The organism is Methylobacterium ajmalii, assembly GCF_036448855.1.
Taxonomy (GTDB): Bacteria; Pseudomonadota; Alphaproteobacteria; order Rhizobiales; family Beijerinckiaceae; genus Methylobacterium; species Methylobacterium ajmalii.
In genome coordinates, this window is record NZ_JAZFXT010000002.1 from 39,902 (window position 1) to 62,289 (window position 22,388).

25 protein-coding genes and 1 riboswitch are annotated in these 22,388 nt (G+C 73.0%); of the genes, 13 read left to right on the forward strand and 12 right to left on the reverse strand.

Annotation, left to right across the window (positions count from 1 at the left end):
* Positions 1 to 4: 4 nt before the first annotated feature.
* Positions 5 to 2,140, reverse strand: coding sequence for a TonB-dependent receptor (locus V3T34_RS00405; RefSeq protein ID WP_305078506.1), 2,136 nt, complete (start codon positions 2,138 to 2,140; stop codon positions 5 to 7).
* Between the two features lie 265 nt (positions 2,141 to 2,405).
* Positions 2,406 to 2,606: riboswitch (cobalamin riboswitch) on the reverse strand.
* A 217-nt stretch (positions 2,607 to 2,823) separates the two neighbouring features.
* Here V3T34_RS00405 and V3T34_RS00410 point away from each other — a divergent pair.
* From V3T34_RS00410 to V3T34_RS00435, 6 genes are all read left to right on the forward strand, one after another.
* Positions 2,824 to 4,038 (forward strand): ABC transporter substrate-binding protein, encoded by a 1,215-nt coding sequence (locus V3T34_RS00410; protein WP_060849106.1) that lies wholly within the window; start codon positions 2,824 to 2,826, stop codon positions 4,036 to 4,038.
* A gap of 91 nt (positions 4,039 to 4,129) precedes the next feature.
* Positions 4,130 to 4,957: an aldo/keto reductase gene (locus V3T34_RS00415; RefSeq protein WP_091884767.1), complete on the forward strand. Its 828-nt coding sequence runs from the start codon at positions 4,130 to 4,132 to the stop codon at positions 4,955 to 4,957.
* A 68-nt stretch (positions 4,958 to 5,025) separates the two neighbouring features.
* Positions 5,026 to 5,463 carry an acyl-CoA thioesterase gene (locus V3T34_RS00420; protein WP_091884770.1) on the forward strand — a complete coding sequence of 146 codons (438 nt, stop codon included), beginning with the start codon at positions 5,026 to 5,028 and terminating at the stop codon, positions 5,461 to 5,463.
* Positions 5,460 to 5,864 carry an ACT domain-containing protein gene (locus tag V3T34_RS00425; protein ID WP_305078505.1) on the forward strand — a complete coding sequence of 135 codons (405 nt, stop codon included), beginning with the start codon at positions 5,460 to 5,462 and terminating at the stop codon, positions 5,862 to 5,864. Before V3T34_RS00420 ends, V3T34_RS00425 begins: the two co-directional genes overlap by 4 nt.
* Before the next feature lie 180 nt (positions 5,865 to 6,044).
* Positions 6,045 to 6,251, forward strand: coding sequence for a hypothetical protein (locus tag V3T34_RS00430; RefSeq protein WP_060849102.1), 207 nt, complete (start codon positions 6,045 to 6,047; stop codon positions 6,249 to 6,251).
* A gap of 11 nt (positions 6,252 to 6,262) precedes the next feature.
* Positions 6,263 to 7,027 (forward strand): sulfite exporter TauE/SafE family protein, encoded by a 765-nt coding sequence (locus V3T34_RS00435; RefSeq protein ID WP_060849101.1) that lies wholly within the window; start codon positions 6,263 to 6,265, stop codon positions 7,025 to 7,027.
* A 16-nt stretch (positions 7,028 to 7,043) separates the two neighbouring features.
* On the opposite strand, the gene V3T34_RS00440 is transcribed toward V3T34_RS00435, so the two are convergent.
* Positions 7,044 to 7,610 (reverse strand): hypothetical protein, encoded by a 567-nt coding sequence (locus V3T34_RS00440; protein ID WP_331369079.1) that lies wholly within the window; start codon positions 7,608 to 7,610, stop codon positions 7,044 to 7,046.
* Between the two features lie 303 nt (positions 7,611 to 7,913).
* Here V3T34_RS00440 and V3T34_RS00445 point away from each other — a divergent pair, with 303 nt between their 5' ends.
* The 4 genes from V3T34_RS00445 (at position 7,914) to V3T34_RS00460 (ending at position 10,756) form a co-directional block, all read left to right on the forward strand.
* Positions 7,914 to 8,123: a hypothetical protein gene (locus tag V3T34_RS00445; protein ID WP_305078503.1), complete on the forward strand. Its 210-nt coding sequence runs from the start codon at positions 7,914 to 7,916 to the stop codon at positions 8,121 to 8,123.
* A 115-nt stretch (positions 8,124 to 8,238) separates the two neighbouring features.
* Positions 8,239 to 9,000 carry a LamB/YcsF family protein gene (locus V3T34_RS00450; RefSeq protein ID WP_091884777.1) on the forward strand — a complete coding sequence of 254 codons (762 nt, stop codon included), beginning with the start codon at positions 8,239 to 8,241 and terminating at the stop codon, positions 8,998 to 9,000.
* Between the two features lie 5 nt (positions 9,001 to 9,005).
* Complete coding sequence (locus V3T34_RS00455) at positions 9,006 to 9,728, forward strand: 5-oxoprolinase subunit B family protein (RefSeq protein ID WP_305078502.1); 723 nt, start codon at positions 9,006 to 9,008, stop codon at positions 9,726 to 9,728.
* Positions 9,725 to 10,756: a 5-oxoprolinase subunit C family protein gene (locus tag V3T34_RS00460; RefSeq protein ID WP_305078501.1), complete on the forward strand. Its 1,032-nt coding sequence runs from the start codon at positions 9,725 to 9,727 to the stop codon at positions 10,754 to 10,756. The genes V3T34_RS00455 and V3T34_RS00460 overlap by 4 nt, the downstream gene beginning before the upstream one ends.
* Here V3T34_RS00460 and V3T34_RS00465 read toward each other — a convergent pair.
* The gene (locus V3T34_RS00465) at positions 10,744 to 12,009 is read right to left on the reverse strand and encodes a serine hydroxymethyltransferase (RefSeq protein ID WP_305078500.1); all 1,266 of its coding nucleotides are present in this window, start codon (positions 12,007 to 12,009) and stop codon (positions 10,744 to 10,746) included. The genes V3T34_RS00460 and V3T34_RS00465 overlap by 13 nt on opposite strands.
* Before the next feature lie 130 nt (positions 12,010 to 12,139).
* Between V3T34_RS00465 and V3T34_RS00470 the strand changes: the two genes are divergently transcribed.
* The gene (locus V3T34_RS00470) at positions 12,140 to 13,051 is read left to right on the forward strand and encodes a LysR substrate-binding domain-containing protein (protein WP_305078499.1); all 912 of its coding nucleotides are present in this window, start codon (positions 12,140 to 12,142) and stop codon (positions 13,049 to 13,051) included.
* Here V3T34_RS00470 and V3T34_RS00475 read toward each other — a convergent pair.
* From V3T34_RS00475 to V3T34_RS00510, 8 genes are all read right to left on the reverse strand, one after another.
* Complete coding sequence (locus tag V3T34_RS00475) at positions 13,044 to 13,565, reverse strand: GNAT family N-acetyltransferase (protein ID WP_305078498.1); 522 nt, start codon at positions 13,563 to 13,565, stop codon at positions 13,044 to 13,046. The genes V3T34_RS00470 and V3T34_RS00475 overlap by 8 nt on opposite strands.
* Positions 13,566 to 13,714: 149 nt before the next feature.
* On the reverse strand, positions 13,715 to 15,202 hold the full coding sequence (locus V3T34_RS00480; RefSeq protein WP_091884792.1) for a PAS domain-containing protein: 1,488 nt from the start codon (positions 15,200 to 15,202) through the stop codon (positions 13,715 to 13,717).
* 188 nt (positions 15,203 to 15,390) lie between these two features.
* Positions 15,391 to 15,735, reverse strand: coding sequence for a DUF3088 domain-containing protein (locus tag V3T34_RS00485; RefSeq protein WP_305078497.1), 345 nt, complete (start codon positions 15,733 to 15,735; stop codon positions 15,391 to 15,393).
* Between the two features lie 26 nt (positions 15,736 to 15,761).
* Positions 15,762 to 16,340: a cytochrome b gene (locus V3T34_RS00490; RefSeq protein WP_060849090.1), complete on the reverse strand. Its 579-nt coding sequence runs from the start codon at positions 16,338 to 16,340 to the stop codon at positions 15,762 to 15,764.
* A gap of 138 nt (positions 16,341 to 16,478) precedes the next feature.
* Entirely contained in the window at positions 16,479 to 17,246 is a 768-nt protein-coding gene (locus V3T34_RS00495; RefSeq protein ID WP_305078496.1) for a TetR/AcrR family transcriptional regulator, read from the reverse strand.
* Between the two features lie 147 nt (positions 17,247 to 17,393).
* A complete protein-coding gene (gene proC / locus V3T34_RS00500; protein ID WP_305078495.1) occupies positions 17,394 to 18,224 on the reverse strand; it encodes a pyrroline-5-carboxylate reductase in 831 nt (276 codons plus the stop codon).
* Entirely contained in the window at positions 18,221 to 18,724 is a 504-nt protein-coding gene (locus V3T34_RS00505; protein ID WP_060849087.1) for a type III secretion system chaperone family protein, read from the reverse strand. Before V3T34_RS00505 ends, proC begins: the two co-directional genes overlap by 4 nt.
* A gap of 309 nt (positions 18,725 to 19,033) precedes the next feature.
* A complete protein-coding gene (locus tag V3T34_RS00510) occupies positions 19,034 to 19,360 on the reverse strand; it encodes an accessory factor UbiK family protein (RefSeq protein WP_091884798.1) in 327 nt (108 codons plus the stop codon).
* Between the two features lie 202 nt (positions 19,361 to 19,562).
* On the opposite strand from V3T34_RS00510, the gene V3T34_RS00515 reads away from it, so the two are divergent.
* Positions 19,563 to 20,330: a response regulator gene (locus V3T34_RS00515; protein ID WP_060849085.1), complete on the forward strand. Its 768-nt coding sequence runs from the start codon at positions 19,563 to 19,565 to the stop codon at positions 20,328 to 20,330.
* Positions 20,331 to 20,346: 16 nt separating this feature from the next.
* Entirely contained in the window at positions 20,347 to 21,711 is a 1,365-nt protein-coding gene (locus V3T34_RS00520) for a sensor histidine kinase (RefSeq protein ID WP_060849084.1), read from the forward strand.
* A gap of 31 nt (positions 21,712 to 21,742) precedes the next feature.
* Here the strand turns inward: V3T34_RS00520 and ruvA are convergent, their stop codons facing one another.
* Complete coding sequence (gene ruvA / locus V3T34_RS00525; protein ID WP_060849083.1) at positions 21,743 to 22,369, reverse strand: Holliday junction branch migration protein RuvA; 627 nt, start codon at positions 22,367 to 22,369, stop codon at positions 21,743 to 21,745.
* Positions 22,370 to 22,388 lie beyond the last annotated feature (19 nt).

Sequence of the window (22,388 nt, forward strand, 5' to 3'; positions counted from 1 at the left end):
TGCATCAGAACACGACGTGGTAGGCGAGCTCGACCGAGCGCGGCCGGCCGAGCAGCCAGGAATTGGTGTTGCCCGAGACCGCGTAGATCTGGTCGGTGAGGTTGTAGCCGCGCAGCGACAGGCGCGAGGTCGGGGTCACCTGCCAGTCGAGCGTCGCGTTCACCAGCGTGTAGGCCGGCCGCTTCACCGTGTTGGCGAAGTCGCTGAACACCGGCCCGACATCGTTGACGCCGAGCCGCGCCACCCAGCCCGGCGCGAAGGCGTAGCTGAGCCAGACGTTGGTGACGCGCTGGGGCACGTCGACCGGGATCTTGCCGGCGAACGACACCAGGCCCGCATCGGTGTTCTGCGAGAAGCTGTCGTAGCGGGCCTTCAGCAGCGCGGTGTTGGCCTCGATGCGCCAGGCGTCCGAGAGCTGGTAGGCCAGCGCCACCTCGACGCCGCGGGAGGACTGGCTGCCGACCTGCGCCACCTCGGTCGGCCGGTCGGGGATCGGCGAGAGCAGGTTGTCCTTGGCGATGTGGTAGGCCGCCACCGTCCACTCGCCGCGCCCGCCATCGAACAGGCCCTTGGCGCCGGCCTCGACCTGCTCGCCGGTGGCGAGCTGGAACTGCGCTTGCGGGACGCTGGTGGTGATCAGGCTGCCGAGCGGGTCGGCGGCGGTGGCGTATTGTGCGTAGAGCGCGAAATCCGGAACCGGGGTGTAGACGGCGCCGACCCGGAAACTCGTCGAGTCGAAGGTCTTCTCGAAGCGGCTGCCGGCCAGCGGCCGGCTCACCGCCACCGTCGGGGCGTCGTAGCGCACCCCCGTCACCAGGGCGAGCTGGGGCGACAGCTCGAGCCGGTTCTCGGCGAAGACCGAGGCCTGGCGGGTCCGCGACACGATGTCGGTGCGAGTGCCCGCGACGTTGATGAAGGCGCCCGGGACCGGGTTGAACGGATCGACCGTGCTCTCGCCGCCGAACGGCGCGTTGCTGTCGCGCCGGAACGCGATGTGGTTGACGTCGAAGCCGACGACCGTCGTGGTCTTGAAGCCGAACAGGCTGCTCCGTAGCGTCGCGTCGAGGCGGTTGCCGATCTGCTCCTCGTGGTGGAGGATCTCGATGTAGTCGCTGCGGCCGATCAGGCCGGTCGCCGGCTGGTAGGTGTATTGCTCGACGTCGCGCCAGTGCCGCTCGGTCGAGAGCCGGTAGGCGGTGTTGCGCACCGTGATGTCGGCGCTCGGGTTCCATTCGGTGCGCAGCTGCGTCCAGTTGTCGAACCAGGCGATCTGCGAATCCCGGATGTTGTAGTTGATGAAGCGCAGGCGGTCGGGCACCCGGTTGCCGACGAGCGGCGAGCCCCAGTAGCGGGTCGGCTCGTTGTAGCCGAGGTCGTGCGAGAGGGTGACGGCCAGGTCGGGCGTGACCCGCCAGGTCATCGCCGCCGAGAGGGCGAGGTTGCGGAAGTCGCCGTCGGGCTTGACCCAGCCGTCGGCCCGGTTGCCGCTGAGGTTGATCCGGTAGGCCAGGTCCTCGCCGACCGGCCCGCCGCTGTCGAGGGCGAGCCGCGCCACGCCGTCGGAACCGATCGCCGCCCGCGCCTCGCCGAGGGCGGTGAAGACCGGCTTCTTCGGCACCACGTTGATGATCCCGCCGATCGCGCCCTCGCCGTAGAGCACCGAGGCGGGCCCGCGCAGGACCTCGATCCGCTCCGCCGACCAGGTGTCGAACGGGAAGGTGACCGTGCCGACCCCGACATAGAGCCGCGTGCCGTCGTAGAGCTGCTGCACCGAGCTCGGCCCGACGAAGCCGCGGCTGGCGAAGGAGAGGTTGCCGTTGCCCGGGCCGGCGACGCTGGTGATGCCGACGGCGTTCTGGGTCACCGCCTCCTCGACGGTGTTCTGGCCCCGGGCCCGGATCGTCTCGCCGGAAATGACGTCGAGGCTCGCCGGGGTCTCGAGCGGGGTGAGGCCCAGCCGGCTGCCGGAGCGCGCGGGCGTCGCGAGGTTGAGGCCGGGGGCGGCCACCTCCCGGTTCCGGCCGCCCGCCACGTCGATGGCATCGAGGGGCAGGTCTTCGGCGCCCGCGGGCGCGGCGGCGAGGAGCGGGGCGGCGAGGGCGGCGACGGGAGCGAGGCGGCGGGCGCGACGGGGAGACATGCGGGTTTCCAGAGGAGGCGTGCGCACCGTCCGTAGCGGAGTCATCCTAAAATGTAACGTTATAAAGTTACATTCTCGCCATCCGGTCCGTCGCCGTGATGGGACGGCGCGCGGAGGGCGCGCCGCATCGGCGGATCGGGGGAGGGCGGCGGGGGACATGGCGGGACGAGACGCGGCTGTGGCACGTCACCGCGAACGACGGCGCGACGGGGACCTCTCGCCCCCATCCCGACACCCGTCAGGACACCCCGCCCGACGTGCTCGCGTGTGACCACGGCTGACGGCAGGTCTCCTGGCTCACGGGTCGTCGCCTGCCATCGTCTTCCCAGGAACCGTGTCGGGTTCCCAGTGACATGAATGATGGAAGGCTCGCCGCTTACAGTTGCGGGGGCAGCCGCGGCTTCGGGCAAGCCCTCACCGCGTTCCCTTTTGATCCCCGGAGGGAACCGTCGACGAAAAGCTTAGCCATTCGGCAATCAAGGAGCAACCGTCGTCGACGCGCGAGAGACGCGGAAGACGAGAACGGACGGCGCGACGGACCGCGCCGATGCAGCCCCCGGCTTTCTCAACCACGCCGCGCGATCCCGCATCGACGCCGCCCCGCACCCCTGACATACAGAGGCCCGAACGGCCCGGTCGGGCCGCGAACAAGATCTGACATAAACTCCCTGGGAGGATCCCCGATGTCGTTCCGCTCTCGGGCCGCCGGTCTCGCCGGCCTCGCCCTGTCGCTCGCGCTCGGCACCTCCGCGCTGGCGCAGGATTCCAAGGCGCCGATCAAGGTCGGCGTGCTCAGCGACATGAGCGGGCCCTTCGCCGACCAGGCCGGCACCGGCTCGGTCACGGCCGCACAGCTCGCGGTGGAGGATTTCGCCAAGGAGGCCGGCGAGCTGAAGGTCGAGGTCGTCTCGGCCGACCACCAGAACAAGCCCGATATCGGGCTCGCCACCGCCCGCCGCTGGCTCGACCAGGAGGGCGTCTCGACCATCGTCGATCTGCCGAACTCGGCGGTCGCGCTGGCGGTCGCGAACCTGATGCGGGAGCGCCACCGGGTGGCGCTGGCCTCGAGCGCGCTCACCTCCGACCTCACTGGCAAGGCCTGCGCGCCGACGACCGTGCAGTGGGTGTCCGACACCTGGGCGCAGGGTTCGGCCACCGCGCGTGCCGTCGCCGGCCGCGGCGGCAAGTCGTGGTACTTCGTCACCGTCGACTACGCGCTCGGCCACGCGCTGGAGCGCGACGCCACCGTGGCGCTGAAGGCTGTCGGCGGCACCGTGAAGGGGTCGACCAAGCACCCGCTCAATGCCGGCGACTTCGCCTCGCCGCTGCTCTCGGCCCAGGGCTCGGGCGCTCAGGTGCTGGCGCTCGCCGATACCGGCGCCGACATGATCAACGCCGTCAAGCAGGCGGCGGAGTTCGGGTTGATGCCCCAGATGCGGCTCGCCGCCCTGTTCGTGCAGCTCTCCGATACCCATGCGCTGGGCCTCAAGGCGGCGCAGGGGCTCCAGCTCGCCAGCGCCTTCTACTGGGACCGCACCGACGGCACCCGCGCCTTCGCCAAGCGCTTCGCCGAGCGGATGAACGGCCGGATGCCGACCGAGAACCACGCCGGCGTCTATTCCTCGACCCTGGCCTACCTGCGGGCGGTGCGCGACACCGGCACGATCGAGGGCGAGAAGGTCGTGGCGGCGATGCGCGAGAAGCCGATCAACGATCCGCTCTTCGGCACCGTCACGGTGCGCCAGGACGGCCGCGCCGTGCACGACGTCTTTCTGTACGAGGTGAAGAGCCCGGCCGAGAGCAAGGGGCCGTACGACTACTACAAGCTCCTCGACACCGTGCCGGGCGACCAGGCCTTCCGGCCGATGGCCGAGGGCGGCTGCCCGCTGGTGAAGTAGGGGAGCCGCGCCCGACCGCCGCCTCGACTTCGGCGGGGCCCGACCCAGATCAGGGGCTTGCACCCCTGTTAGGCCCCGCCGAGAGTTTCCCATGTCCGACGCCGTCCTGACCCTGAACGACGGGAAGCGCATCCCCCAGCTCGGCTTCGGGGTGTGGCGGCTCGAGAACGAGGAGGCCCCGGCGATCGTCGGGGCGGCGCTCGAGGCCGGCTACCGCTCGATCGATACCGCGGCGGTCTACGGCAACGAGGCCGGGGTCGGCCGCGCCATCGCGGCCTCGGGCCTGCCGCGCGAGGAGGTCTTCGTCGCCACCAAGGTCTGGAACGACCGCCACGGCTACGACGAGACCCTGCGGGCCTGCGAGGACTCGCTCGCCCGCCTCGGCCTCGACCACGTCGACCTCTACCTCGTCCACTGGCCGGTGCCGCAGCGCGGCGCCTATCTCGACACCTGGCGCGCCCTGATGCGCCTGCGCGAGGACGGCCGCGCCCGCTCGATCGGCGTCTCGAACTTCACGATCGAGCACCTCAAGCGCGTCATCGACGCCACCGGCTCGACGCCGGCGATCAACCAGGTCGAGCTGCATCCGCGCTTCCAGCAGGACGCCCTGCGGGCCTTCCATGCCGAGGCCGGCATCGTCACCGAGGCCTGGGCGCCGCTCGGCCGCGGCGGGGTGCTCGACGATCCGGCGATCCGGGCGATCGCCGAGAAGCACGGCCGCACCCCGGCCCAGGTCGTGCTGCGCTGGCAACTCGACATCGGCAACGTCGCGATCCCGAAATCCGCGACGCCCGCCCGCATCCGCGAGAACCGCGACGTGGCGGGCTTCGCCCTCGATGCCGACGACCTCGCGCGGATCGAGGCCCTCGACGACCCGGCGGGCCGGATGGGGCCTGACCCGGAGACCTTCGGGACGTGAGTGCCGCTTGATCGGCGGCGCCGGGCCGGCCTAGGCTCGGCCCCCGATCAGCATCGAGAGACAGCCCTTTGAGCGGCCGCACGCCCCCCGAGACCCGCGCCGCCTACCGGCGCTTCGTGCCGATCACCACCCGCTGGGCCGACAACGACGTCTACGGCCACGTCAACAACGTGGTCTATTATGCGTTCTTCGACACGGCGGTGAACAGCGTGCTGATCGCCGACGGCGTTCTCGATATCGCGAAAAGTCCGGTGATCGGCCTCGTGGTCGAGACCGGTTGCCGCTACTTCCGCTCGATGGCGTTTCCCGACCGGGTGACGGCCGGAATCCGGGTCGCGCATCTCGGCACGTCGAGCGTGCGCTACGAGGTCGGGCTGTTCCGCGAGGACGAGGAGGCGGCCGCCGCCCAGGGGCACTTCGTCCACGTCTACGTCGACCGGGCGACGCAGCGCCCGGTGCCCCTGCCGGCGGAGCTGCGCCGGGCGCTGGAGTCGCTCACCGCATGACCGGCGAGACCGACCTCGCGCGGCTCCTCGCCGGGATGCGGCCGGAGCGGCGGCCGGGCAGCTACGTCTTCGCGACCCTGCCGGACGGCGCGGTGCCGGCGGGGCTCGACCCGGCGATGCGCTTTCGCGAGGCCGAGGGGACGACCCTGATCCTGACCGGGGACGAGGCGGCGCGGGCGGGGCTTGCCGGCGCCTTCCCGTGCGGCTGGATCACGCTCGCGGTGCATTCCTCCCTGTCGGCGGTCGGCTTCCTCGCCGCCGTGACGGCGCGCCTCGCGGAAGCCGGCATCGCCGTCAACGCGGTCTCGGCCTTCCACCACGATCACCTCTTCGTCCCGGTCGCGCGGGCTGACGAGACGATGGCGCTGCTGCGGGACCTCGCCGTGCCGTCCGCGCCCTGACGCGACCGGCGTGCTCCGGCGGTCCCCTCGGACTTCGAGCCGCCCGGGCCTCTGGCCCGCACGGGCCTGTGGTCCGCCCGGGCCTCTGGCCCGCACGAAGGCAACATTCGTCTCTTACGGCTTGTTACCCCCTCCGGCGCCGCCCAAGCTCGGGCCGTTGCCACCGGAGGACGTCCATCCATGCCGCCGCGCATCCCGCTCAGCTCCGGTGGTCCCGGCCCGCTCGGTCTCGTCGCCCTCGCCCTGGCGATCGTCGCCGCCGGCCTGCTCCTCGAAGGGCACCCGGTCGACGCCTCGGTCCTGCCGCGGGTCGGGGAGCCGGAGATCGTCGGTTCGCCGCTGCCGAGCCAGGAATCGATGCTCCAGGACCTGATCGGCCGCGACTGACCGGATCCGCCGTGACCGATCTCCTCGCCGGCACCGCCGGCCCGCTCGGCTGGGCGGTGATCCTCGCCACCTTCCTCGTCGCCGGCTTCGTCAAGGGCGTGATCGGCCTCGGCCTGCCGACCGTGGCGGTGGGGCTGCTCGCCACCGTGATGAGCCCGGCCCAGGCCGCGGCGCTGCTGATCGTGCCCTCCTTCGTCACCAATATCTGGCAGCTCCTGGCCGGCCCGCGCTTCGGGGGCCTGGCGCGCCGGCTCGGGCCGATGATGGCGGCCATCGCCGTCGGCACCGTGGCGAGCGCCGGGCTGATCGCCGGGGCGCGGGGACCGGGGCCGGCGAGCGCGCTCGGCATCGCCCTCGTCGCCTACGCGGTCACCGGGCTCGCCGGTCTGTCGGTCCGGGTGCCGCCTCGGGCCGAGCCCTGGCTCTCGCCCCTCGTCGGCCTCGCCACCGGCCTCGTCACCGGGGCGACCGGCGTCTTCGTGATCCCGGCCGTGCCCTACCTCCAGGCGCTGAACCTCGACCGGGACGGGCTGATCCAGGCGCTCGGCCTCTCCTTCACGGTCTCGACCGTGGCGCTCGCCGCCGGCCTCGCCCGGGAGGGCGCGCTGCCTCTCGCCGCCGGGGCGGCCTCCCTGGTCACGCTGGCGCCGGCGCTCCTCGGCATGGCGGCCGGGCAGTGGCTGCGCGGCCGGGTCTCGGCGCCGACCTTCCGGCGCGCCTTCCTGATCGGCCTGCTGCTCCTCGGCGCCCACCTCGCCCTGCGGCCGTGGCTGTGAGGCGAGCGGCTGCGCCCTACTCGTCGTCGTCGTCGAGGGGACGCAGCACCTCGATCCGCCGCCCCGTCGCGTCCTCGATCGTGGTGCGGCGCATCACGAGGTAGCCGCCGTCCCGAGCGCGGCGGATCCGGTCGGCCCGGGCGTCGATCCACAGATCGGTGGGCGCCTGCAGGTCTGGCGGGGCGTACCGCACCGGCCGCGTCGCGGCGATCCGGGGCGGCGCTCCGGCGACGCGCCGGGCCGGCGGCGCCCCGGCCCCGCGCGTCGCCCGCGCCGCGATCCGCGCCGGGATGGCGCGCCGCGTCACGGCCAGGCGCTCCCGCTCGGCGGGCCGGGCCGCGGCCCGGCGGGGTTTCGCGACGCTCCGGGGTCTGGCGGCAAGGAGCGGGTTTTTTGCCGTCGCCGTCGCGGCCGCGGGTCCCGCTGCCGACGGGAGGGCCGGCGCCTCGGCGGGCTTCGCCGGCGGGTCGCTCCAGGGACGGGAGCCGGACCGATCCCGGTCCGGACTCTGGGCCGAGGCCGGCGCTCCGCACAGGAGGCCGAGCAGCAAGGCGAGGCCGAGGCGACGCATCCCGTCACGCATGATCGCACCTCCGGGTCGGCGGGCGCGGAAAGCCGGGCTCCATGTCCCGGCCGTGTCCGGGAACCGTAGCGGGACGCGCCGGGGCCGTCCATTGTCATAGACTAACAAATACTGTCGTCCGGGCGCAGGAAACTGTTTCGCCACGGTACGAAATGCGGCATTAGGTCCTGCGGAATGCGTTAACCAAACCCTCCCCGCCCGCGCCGCAGGCGCTATATCGCGCGCAATTGAGTGACGGGCGGTGATTCGATCGGGCCCACCGCTTGCCACCCCGAACCCATGACCTCACCGGGACCGATGCCGATGATCCAGTTCGAGACGAACCCCTCCATTGCGGTACGGCTGGCGGCCCGCGGCGCGTCATTCGAGGCCAGGCTGCGCCGCGCCGCCATGGTGCTGACGCTGATGGTCGGCGTGCCGTTGGTTCTCGCCTGGTTCGGGCTGATCGGCTGGGGTGTGCTCTGGCTCGCGCGCAACGCCCTGGAACTGTCGGTGAGCGCCCTCACGCTCTGACGGGTCGCCGGACCGGCGGCGGAAACAACCCGGGCCGGCGCGGCCCGCGGGTTGCAGGGGCGTGGGCGCGGTGCCAGGAACAGAGGGCCCGCAACCGTCCGCCCGGAGGCCCGCCATGCTGTCCATCGACCTCAACTCGGACCTCGGCGAGGGTTTCGGCGATTACCGCTGCGGCGACGACGCGGCGATGCTCGAGGTCGTGACCTCGGCCAACGTCGCCTGCGGCCTGCATGCGGGCGATCCCGAGATCATGGCCCGTACCTTCGCCATCGCCCGCGAGCGCGGCGTCGCGGTCGGCGCCCATCCGGGCTACCCGGACCTGTGGGGCTTCGGCCGCCGGGTGCTCCCCTTCACCCCCGGCGAGGTCGAGCGGCTGGTCGCCTACCAGGTCGGCGCCGCGGCGGGGCTCGCGGCCTATGCCGGCCACCGCCTCACCTACGTCAAGGCGCACGGCGCGCTCGCCAATCTCGCGGCGGTCGAGCGCCCGGTGGCGGACGCCATCGCCAAGGCGGTCAGGGCCGTCGACCCGTCGTTGTCGCTGCTCGCCATCGCGCTGACGGCCCAGGTCGCGGCCGGCGAGGCGCAGGGCCTCGACGTGCACCAGGAGATCTTCGCCGATCGCGGCTACACCGAGGCCGGGCTCCTGATCCCCCGCAGCCAGCCCGGCGCGATGATCACCGACGAGCGTGAGGCCGCCGACCGCGTGCTCGCGATGGTGCAGGAGGGAGCGATCATCGCGGCGAGCGGCCGGCGCCTGCCGACGCCGATCCGCTCGGTCTGCGTCCACGGCGATTCCGCCCATGCGGTCGCCACCGCCCGCGCCGTGCGCGCCCGGCTCGAGGGCGCCGGCGTGCGCCTCGCCCCGTTCCGGGCCTGATTCCGATGGAGAGCCCCCGCCTTCTGGACGCCGGCGAGGCCGCCCTCGTGGCGGAGTTCGGCACCACCGTCGACCCGGCGATCCACGACCGGGTGCTCGCCCTCGACGACGCGCTCCGCGCCGCGCCGCCCGACGGTCTCACCGAGACGGTGCCGACCTACCGCTCGCTGATGATCCACTACGATCCCCTGGTCCTCGACCACGACGACCTCGCCGCCAGGGTGACGGCGCTGGCGGCCGGGCCCGCCTCGGCCCGGCCCGGCGCCGCCCAGTGGATCCTGCCCTGCTGCTACGACCCGGCCTGCGCCGAGGATATCGGCGCGATCGCCCAGGCGACCGGGCTCACGGTCGAGCGCGTCGCCGCGCTTCACGCAGGCGCCGAGTACCGGGTCTACATGTACGGCTTCGCCCCGGGCTTCGCCTATCTCGGCGGCCTGCCGCGGGAACTGGCGGTCTCGCGCCGCGCCACCCCGCGCCCGCCGCACCCGGCCAACGCCCTGCTGATCGGTGGCGGGCTCGCGGCGGTCGGCACCTTCCCGATGCCGACCGGGTGGTACGTGATCGGGCGCACGCCCGAGCGGCTCTACGCGCCGCAGCGGCCCGAGCCGTTCCCGGTCGCGGTCGGCGACACGCTCCGGTTCGAGGCGATCGACGCCGCCACCTTCGCCGATCTCGAAAACCGCGCCGCCGCGGGCGAGATCGTCGCCCAGCGCCGGGAGGCCGCATGACTTCGCGTCTCAGCATCCTGTCGGCCGGTCCCGGGGTGACGCTCCAGGATGGCGGGCGCCACGGCTATCTCCGTTACGGCATCACCGCCGCCGGGCCGATGGACCCGCTCGCCCACGCCACCGCCAACCGGGCGCTCGGCAACCCGCTCGGGGCCACCGCCCTCGAAGTCTCCCTCGGCGGCGTCGAGGTGACGGCGGAGGGCGGACCGCTCGGGATCGCGGTCGCGGGCGGCGCCTTCCGGCTCGCCCTCGACGGCGCGCCCCTGCCGCCGGCCTGCGCGCTGACGCTCCACCCCGGCCAGAGCCTCGTCGTGCGGGCGGGCCGGGTCGGGGCGTGGGCGTATCTCGCGGCGGCGGGCCGGTTCGATCTTCCTCCCACCCTCGGCTCCACCGCCACCCATACCCGCTCCGGCTTCGGCGGGCTCGACGGCCGGGCCCTGCGGGCCGGCGATCGGCTGGCGGTGCGCGACGCCCGCCCCGGCCCGACCGATCCCCACGCCCTCACGGCCCCCTGGCTCGACCGGCCGCCGGAGGAGATCCGGGTGGTGCTCGGCCCTCAGGACGATTTCTTCTCGGACGACCAGATCGCCGCCTTCCTGGCCGGGCCCTGGACGGTGACGACCAAGGGCGACCGGATGGCATGCTTCCTCGACGGGACGCCGCTCACCCACGCCAAGGGCTACAACATCGTCTCGGACGGCATCGCCATGGGGGCGATCCAGGTGCCGGGGGAGGGCTGGCCGATCGTCTTGATGGCCGACCGCCAGTCCACCGGCGGCTATCCCAAGATCGCGACCGTGATCGGCCCCGATCTCGGGCGGCTCGCGCAAGCCCAGGGCGGCACGCGGATCCGCTTCCGCGCCGTCGAGCGCGCCGAGGCGGTGGCGGCGCGCCGCGCCGAGGCGCAGGCGCTTGCCGGGCCGGTGGCGATGGAGCCCTTGATCCGCACCGATTTCACCGCCGAGTTCCTGCTCGGGCGCAACCTGATCGGCGGGGTGGTGGACGGGGCGGACGCTCACGCGCCGTAGATCGGAAACCGCCGGCACAGGGCCAGCACCTCCTCCCGGATCGCCGCCAGCCCGGCCGCGTCGTGGGGTGCTGCCACCACCCGGGCGATCCAGCGGCCGACCTGCCGGAACTCCTGCGCGCCGAAGCCCCGCGCCGTGCCGGCATTCGAGGACAGGCGCAGGCCCGAGGGCGCCTCGGGCGGGCGGGTGTCGAACGGGATCTGGTTCTTGTTGACCGCGAGCCCCGCGGCCTCGAGCGCCCTGGCGGCGACGTCCCCGGTCACGCCCTGGGGCGAGAGGTCGACCAGCATCAGCCCGCAATCGGTGCCGCCGGCGACGAGGCGCATCCCGGATGCCGCGACGCTCTCGGCGAGCGCCCGGGCATTGTCGAGGACCGCCTGGTTGTAGGCCCGGAACTCGGGCCGCAGCGCCTCGCCGAAGCAGGCCGCCTTGGCGGCGACGGCGTGCATCATCACCGAGCCCTGCACGCCCGGGAAGATGCCGTAGTTGATCCGGTCCGACAGCGCGGCGTCGTTCCACAGAACCAGCCCGCCCCGGGCCCCGCGCAGGGACTTGTAGGTGGTCGAGGTCACGATGTGGGCGTGCGGGAACGGGTGCGGGTAGAGCCCGGTGGCGACGAGGCCGGCGAAATGCGCCATGTCGACCATCAGGAGTGCCCCGACCTCGTCGGCGATGGCCCGCAAGCCCGCGAAGTCCAGCGCCCGCGCGTAGGCCGAGCCGCCGGCCACGATCATCGTCGGCTTGTGCGCGCGGGCGAGCGCCGCGACCGCCTCCAGTTCCACCCGCTCGCTGCCGCGCGCCACGCCGTAGCGCACGATGGTGTAGTCGCGCCCCGTCAGGGTCGCCGGGTGGCCGTGGCTGATATGGCCGCCGGCCTCGACGCCCATCGACAGGATGGTGTCGCCGAGCTTCAAGAGCCCGAGGAAGACTCCCGCATTGGCGTTCGAGCCCGAATGCGGCTGCACGTTGGCGAAGCGGCAGCCGAAGAGCCGCGTCGCCCGCTCCACCGCCAGGGCCTCGATCGCGTCGGCATGCTCGGCGCCGCCGTAGTAGCGGGCGTAGGGCAGCCCCTCGACGGTCTTGTTGGTGAGGACCGAGCCCTGCGCCTCCAGCACGAGGCGCGAGACGATGTTCTCCGAGGCGATCAGCTCGATCCCGTCCCGCTGCCGGGCGAGCTCGCCCCGGATCGAGGCGGCGAGTGCGGGGTCGGCGTCGAGGCCCCGGTCGAAATAGCCGTCGTGGAGGAGGCGCATGGTCGGGGGCTCGCTCGGTGTCCGTCTGGTCCCGACTGTCGGGCTTGCCGGGCCGGCCCGCAAACGGGATAAGCTTGGGCTGAGGCCAAGCTTTCCTTGGCCTCTGGATCACCCTGCCGAAGGCCTCGCGATGGACCAGGGCGGCCGGCCCTCATCCCCCTCCCTCAACGCCCTGCGAGCCTTCGAGGCGGCAGCGCGGCACGGCGGCTATGTCGGCGCGGCGCGGGAGCTCCACGTCACCCCGGCGGCGATCGGCACCCAGGTGAAGGGGCTCGAGGCATGGCTCGGCCGGCCGCTCTTTCACCGCCTGCCCAACGGCCTCGTCCTCACCCCGGAGGGGCGGGCGGCCCTGCCCGCCTTGAGCGCGGCCTTCGACGCGCTCAACGGAGCGGTGCGGGAGATGCGGGCGATCGGCCGGCCGCGCAGCCTGACGCTCGCGGCTTTGCCCTGCATCGCCCAGCTCTGGCTCGCGCCCCGGCTCCCGGCGCTCCAGGCCGCCTTCGACCTCGACGTGACGATCCTCACCCGGGACGAGCAGCCGGACTACGCCCGCGACCTCGTCGATCTCGGGCTCTATGTCGGCGACGCGGCGCCCGCCGGCTGCACCTCCGTGGTGCTCGCCCGCGACGACCTGTATCCGGTCTGCACCCCGGCCCTGGCGGCGGGCCTGCATCACCCGGAGGACCTCGCCGGGGCGACGCTGCTGCACGATTCGGTCTGGCGCGGGGACTGGCCGCGCTGGCTCGCCGCCCACGGGCCCGGGGCGCTGCGGCCGGCCCGGGAGGCGGCGTTCTCGCTCTACAGCCTCGCCCTCGATGCGGCGCTCGCCGGCAGCGGCGTCCTCATCGGCCACAGCGTGCTCGTTGCCGGCGCGCTGGAGGATGGGCGCCTCGTCGCACCGTTCGGCAACCGGGCGGTGGCGGGACCGCCGCTGCGGCTGGTCGTGCCGGCGGGCGGGGAGGGGGCGCGGCTGGCGCCGGTGATCGGCTGGCTGTGCGGGGCGGAAGAACCTGGCCGGCGCGACGCCCCGCCGGTCACATGACCTTCTCGAATCGGAACGCCTCGCCGTCGCCGGGCAGGTCGCTCTGCCCTGGCCCGTGCGGGTCCGGGTGATGCGCGCCGAAGAACTCGGCGATCCGGAAGCCGCAGACGTTGACGTAGAAGTGGATGTTTCGCTTCTCGAAATAGGGCGTGTGCGTCTCCCAGACCCGCGTCTGCGGAAAGTGCCGCTCGATCGCGAACCAGGCCCGGCGCCCCAGGCCGCGTCCATGCGCACCGGGCGTGATGAAGAACAGGTCGAGCGCGTTGCGATGCGTCTCGCGATCGATCGTCACTACGGCGCCGCCGACCACCCGGCCCTCGTGCCGGATCCGCAGGACCACGGCGCCCGGATGCGCGAGGGTGGCGTCGAGGTCGTCGTCGGAGGGGATCGGGCCGTCCGGCAGCGCCCCGAACTCCGCCACCACGGCGATCGCGAAGGCCTCCTGCAATTCCCGCTTGAAGGCCGGGAGATCGTCGGGATGCGCGGGGGCGAGGGTCACCGTATCGGTCGTCATGCCCCGCTTCTAAGCAGGTTTCGCAAAAGTGGTCACCGGTTTTGCGACAAAAATCTGCGACAAAACAAGGACCTAAGCGGACGAAGCGTTGGCCTGCCAACGCAAGTCTGCCTAGACCGTGACGGCCCCGGCCGTCAGGGCCGCGCCGCTCAGGCCGCGGCCCCGGTCTTGCGCGTCCCCACCGCCGGCAGGGGCGCCTCGACGGTCGCGACCACGCCGCGCGGGCGGTACTCGACCTCCGCGCTGCCGCCGAGCTCGGCGGCGAGCACCCGCTCGATCATCCGCGAGCCGAAGCCGCGGCGCGCCGGCTCGACGACCGGCGGGCCGCCGATCTCCTCCCAGCGCAGCCACAGGCGGCCCGGGTTCGAGCCGTCGACGATGTCCCAGTTGAGGATCACCCGGCCCTGCGCGTTCGAGAGCGCGCCGTACTTCACCGCGTTGGTGGCGAGCTCGTGCAGGGCCATCACGAAGGCCAGGGCTAGCCGCGGCGGCAGGCGGACGGGCGGACCGCCGGTCTTGAACCGTGTCCCCTGGCCGGTGCGGAACGGGCGTAAGGATTCCTCGACGATCTCGGCCAGCGTCGCACCCTCCCAGCTCTCGCGGGTGAGCACGTCGTGGGCGGCCGAGAGCGATTGCAGTCGCGCGTTGAAGGCGAGGCGCGCCTCGGTGAGCGAGGCGGCGTGGGTCAGGGTCTGGTTGGCGATCGACTGGATGGTCGCCAGGGAGTTCTTCACCCGGTGGTTCAGCTCCTCGGCCAGCAGCGCCCGGTGCTCCTCGCCGCGCTTGCGCTCGGTCACGTCGAGGGTGACGCCCGCCATGCTCAGCGGCTCGCCGTCGGCATCGTAGAAGGGCTGGCCGCGGATCTCGAGCCAGCGCACCTCGCCGGCCGGCGTACGGATCCGGTACTCGATGTCGTAGTCGCTCCGGTTCTCGATCGACTCGCGGATCGCCGCCTGCATCCGGTCGCGATCTTCCGGCAGGATCGCGTCGATCAGGTCCTCGAAGGTGAACGGGTCGCCCGGCTCCCGGCCGAGGTTGCGCTTGCAGCTGTCGGAGGCCACGAGCCGCATGCCGTCGAGGTCGAGGGTCCAGGAGCCCAGCCGCGACGCCTTGAGGATGAAGTGCAGCCGCTCCTCGCTGCGCCGCAGGGCCTGCGAGCGCCGCTCGATCTGCTGCTCCAGGGCATCGCGGTCGCGCTGCAGGCGCACCAGCCGCTCGCGCTCCAGCGTCACGTCGAATTGCGAGGCGAAGTAGTAGGTCAGCTGGCCCTCGTCGTCGAAGACCGGCGAGACGAGCAGGCGGTTCCAGAACGTCTCGCCCGACTTCTTGTAGTTCTGGAGGTCGACCTCGATCGAGACCCGGCGCTCGATCGCGTCGCGCACCCGGGCGACGTCGTCGCGGTTGGTCTCGGGACCCTGCAGGAAGCGGCAGTTGCGGCCGAGGATCTCGTCCCTGGTGTAGCCGGTGAGCTTCGAGAAGGCGTCGTTGACGAAGACGATCGGGTTGTCGGCCTGGTGCGGGTCGGTGACCAGCATCGGCATCCGCGTCGCCCGCACGGCCGCGGCGAACGGATCGGAGCTCGCGCCGACCCGGGTCAGCTCGGCGGCGATGCGGTTCTCTTCGCGGCGGTCGGTCACGCGTCGGTCGTCCCTTGCGCGCCCGTCGGAGGGCGCGCGTCTGCCACTATCTCATGAGCAAGGGTCCGGTTCGGTGCAACGCTCCGGACCGCTGCAAAAACGCACATCCGGAGAGGTTGGTTCAATCGCGTGCGATCGAATATATCCGGCCGCACGTCATGGACGGCGCGCGGCGGTCGGTCGCTCCGTCACGGATGCGCTTCCGGGAATCCGTGCCGCGCGTGCAGGACGCGCAGGATCGCGTCCTTGTCGTCGACGAAGCGCATCGGGCCCCGGCGGCCGGTGGCGAGGCCATCCGGGGCATCCGGGGCGAGCACCAGCACGGGCAGCACCTGGTGCGCCTCGCCGAGGCGCGAGACGAGGGCGTCCCGCGGCCGCGGCCAGGGCAGGCGCGTCACGTCGAGCCGCCGCGCCAGGTCGGGAAAGCCCGCCAGCACCCCCTCGATCAGGGCGCAGTGCCAGCAGTAGAAGCGCCGGCCCGGCAGGGCCGGGTCGGCGAAATCGGGGGCGAGAAGGTAGAGGTGGTCGCGCATCCGGGCGATCCTCAGGTCGGCGAGGCTCAGACGTCCTGGCGCGGCAGCATCCGGTCGAGGAGGGCGTCGCGGCGCACGATCAGGTGCCAGGCGGTGGCGAGCAGGTGCAGCGACACCAGGGCGTAGACCGCGTACTGGCCGGCGAGGTGGATCTGGTCGGCGAGGTCGGCCACCGCCTTGTTCTTCTCGAGGAAGGGCGGGATCGGAAACAGGAAGAAGTACTGCGTGGTGTTGCCGGCGGCGGCCGATAGCACGAGGCCGCTCAGCGGCATCAGCAGGAACACGAGGTAGAGCAGCCAGTGGTTGATCCGGCCGAGCAGGGCCAGGCCCGCCGGCACGAAGGGCTCCCGCGGGGCCGGGTGCCAGGCCCGCCACAGGATGCGCAGGGCGACGATGGCCAGGATCGTGATGCCGACCGACTTGTGCAGCTGGAAGAAGAAGCCCTTCGACGGGCTCGCCGGCAGGCTCGTCGCCACCCAGGCGAGCGGCAGCACCGCCAGCACGAGGGCGGCGGTGAGCCAGTGCAGGGCCTGCGCCAGGGCGGTGTAGCGCGGCTGCTCGACGCGAGCGATCGTCGCCGGCGCGCGGGGGAACGGGTCGAGCATCCGAAACGGCCCTCGGGGATCGCCGCCGCGGATCTGCGGCGGTCGTTCCGTCAAGCTAGCCGGCGGGCGCCCGACGGTCACCCTGGAATGTCTCGAAAGTCCCCAGGCGAGAGGCGCGGCGCCTCCGGACGCCCGGCGTCAGATCGCCGCCGCCGGGTCGCCGCCGAGGGGGGTGCCCTCGTCCTCGTTGCGGTCGTCGTTCCGGCCGCGGCGCCGACGACGGCGGCCGCCCTCGGCCAGCGACTGGGCCAGCGCCCGGAACGGCGCGGTCAGGCGGCGCACGTCCTCGGCCCGCTCCATGAAGCGCTCGCCGTTGCGGATCTCGCGGTCGAGCGCCGCCATGGTGCGGGCGAGCGCCGGGTCCTCGTCCTCGAGCCACACCTCGGTCACCCGGGCGAAGGCGATGACGACGCCCTGGAGCTTGACGCGGCCGAGCGGCCCCTCGGTGCTGATCCCGGCCGAGGCCAGCATGAAGCGCTGCGAGTTCAGCGCCACCTGGTTGAGGGCGGCGAGCGACAGCGGATCGCCGCGCAGCGCGAAGACGATGCGGCGGAGCGCCGGCTTGTAGGGGTCCATCGCGTCGAGGCGGCGCATCAGCACGTCGAACAGCCGCTCGCGGGTCGGCTCGTCGTCGAGGTCGTCGCTGGCGCCGTCGAGCACCTGCTTGTCGATCATCCGGGCGAAGCCCCCGAGCACCGCGCCCTTCGAGGGGTAGCACTCGCGGAACTCGGCCAGGCTCACCCCGGCCTCGCGGGCGATGTCGCCGATCTCGATGTCGTTCCAGGGCTGCTCGGCGGCGAGACGCATCAGCGCCTCGACGATCGCCTCCCGCGGCGGCAGGCGGGTGGCGTGCGGCGTGTCGCCGGCGCCGTCGTGCTCGCCGGTCGTCTTGGGGTTGCGGGCCATTGGGGGCGCTCCGATACCGTAGGCTGACGGGCGCGCGCACCAGCCGTCGGGGCCGGGCCCGCCGCCGTCACCCCTTATCTAGGGACCGCACCGCGCGACGGGCAGGGGCCCGCGGCGACGCGGCAGGGCGTGGTTGAGGCCGGCGTGTCAGCCCGCCAGTTCCTCGGCCCGGGCCTTGGCCGCCGCCACCGCGTCGCGCATCAGCGGCGCGAGGCCGTCCCCGGCCATCAGCACCCCGAGGGCCGCCGCCGTGGTGCCGCCCGGCGAGGTCACGTTCTGGCGCAGCGTTCCCGGCTCCTCGGCGCTCTGCCCGAGGAGTTCCCCCGCTCCGGCCACGGTCTGGCGGGCGAGGCGGTCCGCCACCTCGGCCGGCAGCCCGGCGGCGACGCCCGCCGCCGCCAGCGCCTCGGCGAGGAGGAACACGTAGGCCGGCCCCGAGCCCGAGACCGCCGTCACGGCGTCGATCAGGTCCTCGCTGTCCAGCCACTCGACGAGGCCGACGCCCGACAGGAGCGCGTGGGCGGTCCGGCGCTGGGCCTCGCTCGTCTCCAGCGAGGCGGCGGCGCCGGTCGCGCCGCGGCGGATGCTCGCGGGCAGGTTCGGCATCGCCCGCACCACCGCGCGGGCCCGCGGCAGGCGGTCCTTGAGATTCGCGATCGTCTTGCCGGCCAGCACCGAGACCACCAGGGTGCCGGGCCCGGCCAGCGCCGCCACAGCGGCGGCCGCGGCGTCGAGCCCCTGCGGCTTGACCGCCAGCACCAGGGCCTCGGGCTCGCCGGGCTCGGCCGGGTTGAGCGCGACGCCGTGGCGCTCGCACAACGCCACCATGGCGGGGGCGGGATTGGGGTCGATCACGGCGGCATGCGCGCCGGGCAGTCCGTCGGCGAGCCATCCCTCGAGCAGGGCGCCGCCCATCTTGCCGGCGCCGACGAGGACGAGCGAGGCCGGCAGCGCCGCCCGGGAGCCGGCCTCGCTCACGCCTCGCCCTCGGTCTCGAACAGCACCGCGTCCAGGGCCTCGCGGGCGGTCTTGCCGGCCCAGATCACGAACTGGAACGCCTGGAAGTAGCGCTCGCAGGCCTCGACCGCGGTCTTCAGCATCGCTTCGCACTGGCCGTTCGTCGGCTCGGCGCCGCCGGTGAGCACCAGCGAGTGCCGGAACATCACCACGTGCTCGCTGCTCCAGAGGTCGAAATGACCCACCCAGAGCTGCTCGTTGACGAGCGAGACGAGGCGCAGCACCTCGTTGCGGCGCCGGTCGGGCACCTTGAGGTCGAAGGCGGAGGCGACGTGCAGCGCCTCGACATCCTCGATCCAGGTGAAGGCGACATGGTACTCGGCCCATCGTCCGGCCACCGCCACCGACATCTCGTCGGTCTCAGCGCGATCGAAGATCCAGTCCCGGAGGGAGGCGAGGCGCTCGACGACATCGAGCGGGTGCTCGGCGCGGGTCAGGTCGTCGATGGTGAGCTGGGTCATGGCGATCCAAGTTTGGCTCGTCCGAGCGGGATACAGCTGCGTCAGCGGACGCGGCGGGTGTCGTCGTCAAGGCAGATCGCGACCCGGGCACGGTCAGGACGTGCCGGCGATAAGCTTAAGTTCCGACTTGTCTCCCCCTGGGCGACGGCGAATCAGTGCGTGACCCACTATAGCCCGGGCGAGTCGAGGGACTCAAAGCGGAAACCCGCGGGGCCGGCGGCAGGCCGCCGGCTATCCACCGAAGCTTCCTGTGCACAAGCGCCGGGCATCCGGCGCCTGTTGCACGGTCCTGTGGCAGCGGCTCCCGCGTCAGGCGGTCGCCGTGTCGGCACCGGCGGCCTTGGCACCGGCGGCCTTGGCACCGGCGGCCTTGGCACCGGCGGTGGGCGTGCCATCGGCCGGCTTGGCCTCGAGCGCCGCGACGCGGGCGGTGAGCGCCTCGTTCTGGGCCCGCAACGACGCGACGAGATCGCGCAGAACCTCGACCTCCTCGCGGGTGGCGACGTCCATGTCCCGCAGCATGCGCTCGATCTGCGCCTTGACCACGGTCTCGGCCTCGCGGCGCACGCCCTGGGCGGCGCCGGCCGCGTCGGTCATCAGGCGGGCGAAGTCGTCGAACAGGCGATTCTGCTGCATGGAAAAAGATCCTGTGAGGGCGGGTCCGGCGCCCAGCACTAGTGCATTTCCCGGCAAAAGGGGCCCCGGCCGGACGAGAAATGCGCGTGCGGGCTTCGTCCTCGCCCGCGAATGCGGCACCATGACGGAAGCGGTGCCGTGCCGGGAATCCCGGGGCCGGTTTCTCGCGACGGTATCGCCGGAGGCGGACAGCAACACACGGATGCACTTCGATGGCTTCAAGCAAAAGCCGGACTGCGGCATAAGGCGAACCGTGAGCACGACACCGCACATCCTGATCGTCGAGGACGATCGCGAGATCAGCACGCTGGTCGCCCGCTACCTCCGTGGCAACGATTGCCGCGTCTCCATCGCCGGCGACGGCCGCGAGATGGATCGGCTGATGGCCGATTCCCGCGTCGACCTCGTCGTGCTCGACCTGATGCTGCCGGGGGAGGACGGGCTGTCGATCTGCCGGCGCCTGCGCGCCGCCTCCGGCATCCCGATCCTGATGCTCACCGCCAAGAGCGAGGAGATCGACCGGATCGTCGGGCTCGAGATCGGGGCCGACGACTACCTGGCGAAACCCTTCAACCCGCGCGAGCTGCTCGCCCGCATCCGCGCCATCCTGCGCCGGGGCGCGGCCGCGCCGGGACGCGACGACGAGGGCGTGCGCCGCCACGCCTTCGGGGGCTTCGTCCTCGATGCGGGCCTGCGCCAGCTCCTCAACCCGGAGGGCGCGCAGGTCGCGCTCACCGGCGCCGAGTTCGACCTCCTGCACGCCATGTGCCTGCGGCCGGGCCGGGTGCTCTCCCGCGACCAGCTCCTCGACCTGACGCAGGGGCGCGCGCCCGGCCCGTTCGAGCGCAGCATCGACGTGCTGGTGAGCCGCATCCGCCAGAAGATCGAGCGCGACCCGCGCAACCCCGAGATGATCAAGACCATCCGCTCCGGCGGCTACCTGTTCACGCCCGAGGTGGTCTCGACATGACCCGGCGGGCACCGGCATGAGGCGGTGGGGGCCCGTGCCGGGCCGCATCGCCGGGCAACTCGCCCTCCTGGTGGTGGCGGCGATCGTGGTCACCCACGTCGTCGTCACGGTGGCCTTCCTGCTGCTGCGCCCGGAGCTGCGCCGCTCCGACGAGCGGCCGAACGCGCTCGCCAACCGCCTCGTCACGGTGGTCCACATGGTGGCGGCGGCCCCGGCGGAGGACCGGACCGACGTGGTGGCGGCGGCCCGCCGCAGCGCCTCGGCCCTGCACCTGACCCTGCTGCCGTCCAACGAGCCGAACGCCCCCCCGGCGGCCAGCGCCGAGGTGCCGGAGATCACCGGCCTGCGGGCGGCCCTGGGGGCGGGCTACGGCGTTTCGGCCGAGCACATGCCCGGCGGCGCCCTGCACCTGCGCATCGCCGGGCCGGCCGGCCTGCAGCTCACCGCCGACCTGCCGCCCCTGCCGCTGCCGCACCCGCCGCTGACGAGCGCGGTGCTGATCACCCTGGTCTTCTTGGCGCTGTCGCTCACGCTCCTGTCGATCTGGGCGACGCGGGCGCTCACCGCGCCGCTCGCCCGGCTCGCCGAGGCCGCCGAGGCGTTCGGCACCGCCACCGAGGCCCGTCCGCTGCCCCAGCACGGCCCCGAGGAGGTGCTGGCGGTGTCCAGGGCGCTCGGGCGGATGCGCGACCGGGTGCTGCGGCTCATCGACGACCGCACCCACATGCTGGCGGCGATCAGCCACGACCTGCGCACCCCGATCACCCGCCTGCGCCTGCGGGCGGAATTTCTCGAGGACGAGGTCCTGCGCCGGCAGTTCCTGCGCGACCTCGACCAGATGAACGCGCTGGTCGAGGCGGCCCTGTCCTTCGTGCGCGACGGCCAGTCGCGCGAAGGCCTCGGCCTGATCGACCTCGCCTCGGTGGTGCAGACGGTCTGCGACGGCTTCGCCGATATCGGCGAGGCGGTGCGGGCCGAGGAGGTGCAGAGCGAGGATCTCCGCCCGGCCCTGGTGCGCGGCTCCTCCGGCGAATTGCAGCGGGCGCTGACCAACCTGATCGACAACGCCGTCAAGTATGCCGGCGGCGCCACCGTGCGCCTCGTCGAGGCGGGGCCCGGCCGCGTCGCGGTCGAGATCCTGGACGACGGCCCGGGCATCCCGGAAGCGGAGCGCGCCCTGATGCTCCAGCCCTTCGTGCGCGGCGACCGCGCCCGCACCCTCAACGAGGCCGGCGGCTTCGGCCTCGGCCTGTCGATCGCGAGCGCCATCGCCCAGTCGCATGGCGGCACGTTCAGCCTCGAGAACCGGGAGCCGCAGGGCTTGCGCGTGCGCCTCGAACTGCCCCGGGCCGCGGGCGCGCCGGTGCGCCAGGCGGCGTGACGGGAACGCCCGTCCGGACGGCCCGGTGCCCTCAGCGGGCCAGTTCGCGCAGGCCGAGGCGGATCAGGGTCTTGGCCTCCATCCCGGCCGCTCCCTCGCCCGCGCCCTTGAGGGCCGCCGCCACCGCCGCCGAGGCCTGGACCTGGGCGTAGCCGAGATTGACCAGCGCCGAGATCGCATCCGCCACCGGCTGGGGCGCGGTATTGGCCTCGACCGCCCCGCTGAGCTGGATCAGCGCCGGATCGACGGGCGAGAAGGCCGGGGCCTTGTCCTTCAATTCGGCGACGAGGCGGGCGGCGAGCCGCGGGCCGACGCCGGGTGCGCGGGCGACCGCGCCCTTGTCGCCGGTGGCGATGGCGGTGGCGAGGTCGCCCGGCTCCATCACCGAGAGCACGCCGAGGGCGACCCGGGTGCCGACGCCCTGCACGGTCTGGAGCAGGCGGAACCACTCGCGCTCCGCATCGGCCCGGAAGCCGTAGAGGCGGATCATGTCCTCGCGCACATGGGTCTCGATCGCCAGCTCCGCCGCCTCGCCGGTGGAGGGCAGGCGCTGCAGCGTGCGGGCCGAGCAATGCACCACGTAGCCGACGCCGTGCACGTCGAGGATCACGAAATCCTCGCCGTAGGAATCCACGACGCCCTTCAGCTTGCCGATCATCGCCGCCACGGTCTCCGGC

Excerpts from the sequence above, each read along its gene's own strand:
- V3T34_RS00460 (WP_305078501.1), top strand. The coding sequence starts at position 9,725 with ATGACTTCGCGTCTCAGCATCCTGTCGGCCGGTCCCGGGGTGACGCTC.
- V3T34_RS00485 (WP_305078497.1), bottom strand. The coding sequence starts at position 15,735 with ATGCGCGACCACCTCTACCTTCTCGCCCCCGATTTCGCCGACCCGGCC.
- V3T34_RS00450 (WP_091884777.1), top strand. The coding sequence starts at position 8,239 with ATGCTGTCCATCGACCTCAACTCGGACCTCGGCGAGGGTTTCGGCGAT.
- V3T34_RS00425 (WP_305078505.1), top strand. The coding sequence starts at position 5,460 with ATGACCGGCGAGACCGACCTCGCGCGGCTCCTCGCCGGGATGCGGCCG.
- V3T34_RS00410 (WP_060849106.1), top strand. The coding sequence starts at position 2,824 with ATGTCGTTCCGCTCTCGGGCCGCCGGTCTCGCCGGCCTCGCCCTGTCG.
- V3T34_RS00445 (WP_305078503.1), top strand. The coding sequence starts at position 7,914 with ATGATCCAGTTCGAGACGAACCCCTCCATTGCGGTACGGCTGGCGGCC.
- V3T34_RS00465 (WP_305078500.1), bottom strand. The coding sequence starts at position 12,009 with ATGCGCCTCCTCCACGACGGCTATTTCGACCGGGGCCTCGACGCCGAC.
- ruvA (WP_060849083.1), bottom strand. The coding sequence starts at position 22,369 with ATGATCGGCAAGCTGAAGGGCGTCGTGGATTCCTACGGCGAGGATTTC.
- V3T34_RS00510 (WP_091884798.1), bottom strand. The coding sequence starts at position 19,360 with ATGCAGCAGAATCGCCTGTTCGACGACTTCGCCCGCCTGATGACCGAC.
- V3T34_RS00490 (WP_060849090.1), bottom strand. The coding sequence starts at position 16,340 with ATGCTCGACCCGTTCCCCCGCGCGCCGGCGACGATCGCTCGCGTCGAG.
- V3T34_RS00415 (WP_091884767.1), top strand. The coding sequence starts at position 4,130 with ATGTCCGACGCCGTCCTGACCCTGAACGACGGGAAGCGCATCCCCCAG.
- V3T34_RS00520 (WP_060849084.1), top strand. The coding sequence starts at position 20,347 with ATGAGGCGGTGGGGGCCCGTGCCGGGCCGCATCGCCGGGCAACTCGCC.
- V3T34_RS00455 (WP_305078502.1), top strand. The coding sequence starts at position 9,006 with ATGGAGAGCCCCCGCCTTCTGGACGCCGGCGAGGCCGCCCTCGTGGCG.
- V3T34_RS00495 (WP_305078496.1), bottom strand. The coding sequence starts at position 17,246 with ATGGCCCGCAACCCCAAGACGACCGGCGAGCACGACGGCGCCGGCGAC.
- V3T34_RS00470 (WP_305078499.1), top strand. The coding sequence starts at position 12,140 with ATGGACCAGGGCGGCCGGCCCTCATCCCCCTCCCTCAACGCCCTGCGA.
- V3T34_RS00475 (WP_305078498.1), bottom strand. The coding sequence starts at position 13,565 with ATGACGACCGATACGGTGACCCTCGCCCCCGCGCATCCCGACGATCTC.
- V3T34_RS00440 (WP_331369079.1), bottom strand. The coding sequence starts at position 7,610 with ATGCGTGACGGGATGCGTCGCCTCGGCCTCGCCTTGCTGCTCGGCCTC.
- V3T34_RS00405 (WP_305078506.1), bottom strand. The coding sequence starts at position 2,140 with ATGTCTCCCCGTCGCGCCCGCCGCCTCGCTCCCGTCGCCGCCCTCGCC.
- V3T34_RS00505 (WP_060849087.1), bottom strand. The coding sequence starts at position 18,724 with ATGACCCAGCTCACCATCGACGACCTGACCCGCGCCGAGCACCCGCTC.
- V3T34_RS00430 (WP_060849102.1), top strand. The coding sequence starts at position 6,045 with ATGCCGCCGCGCATCCCGCTCAGCTCCGGTGGTCCCGGCCCGCTCGGT.
- V3T34_RS00515 (WP_060849085.1), top strand. The coding sequence starts at position 19,563 with ATGCACTTCGATGGCTTCAAGCAAAAGCCGGACTGCGGCATAAGGCGA.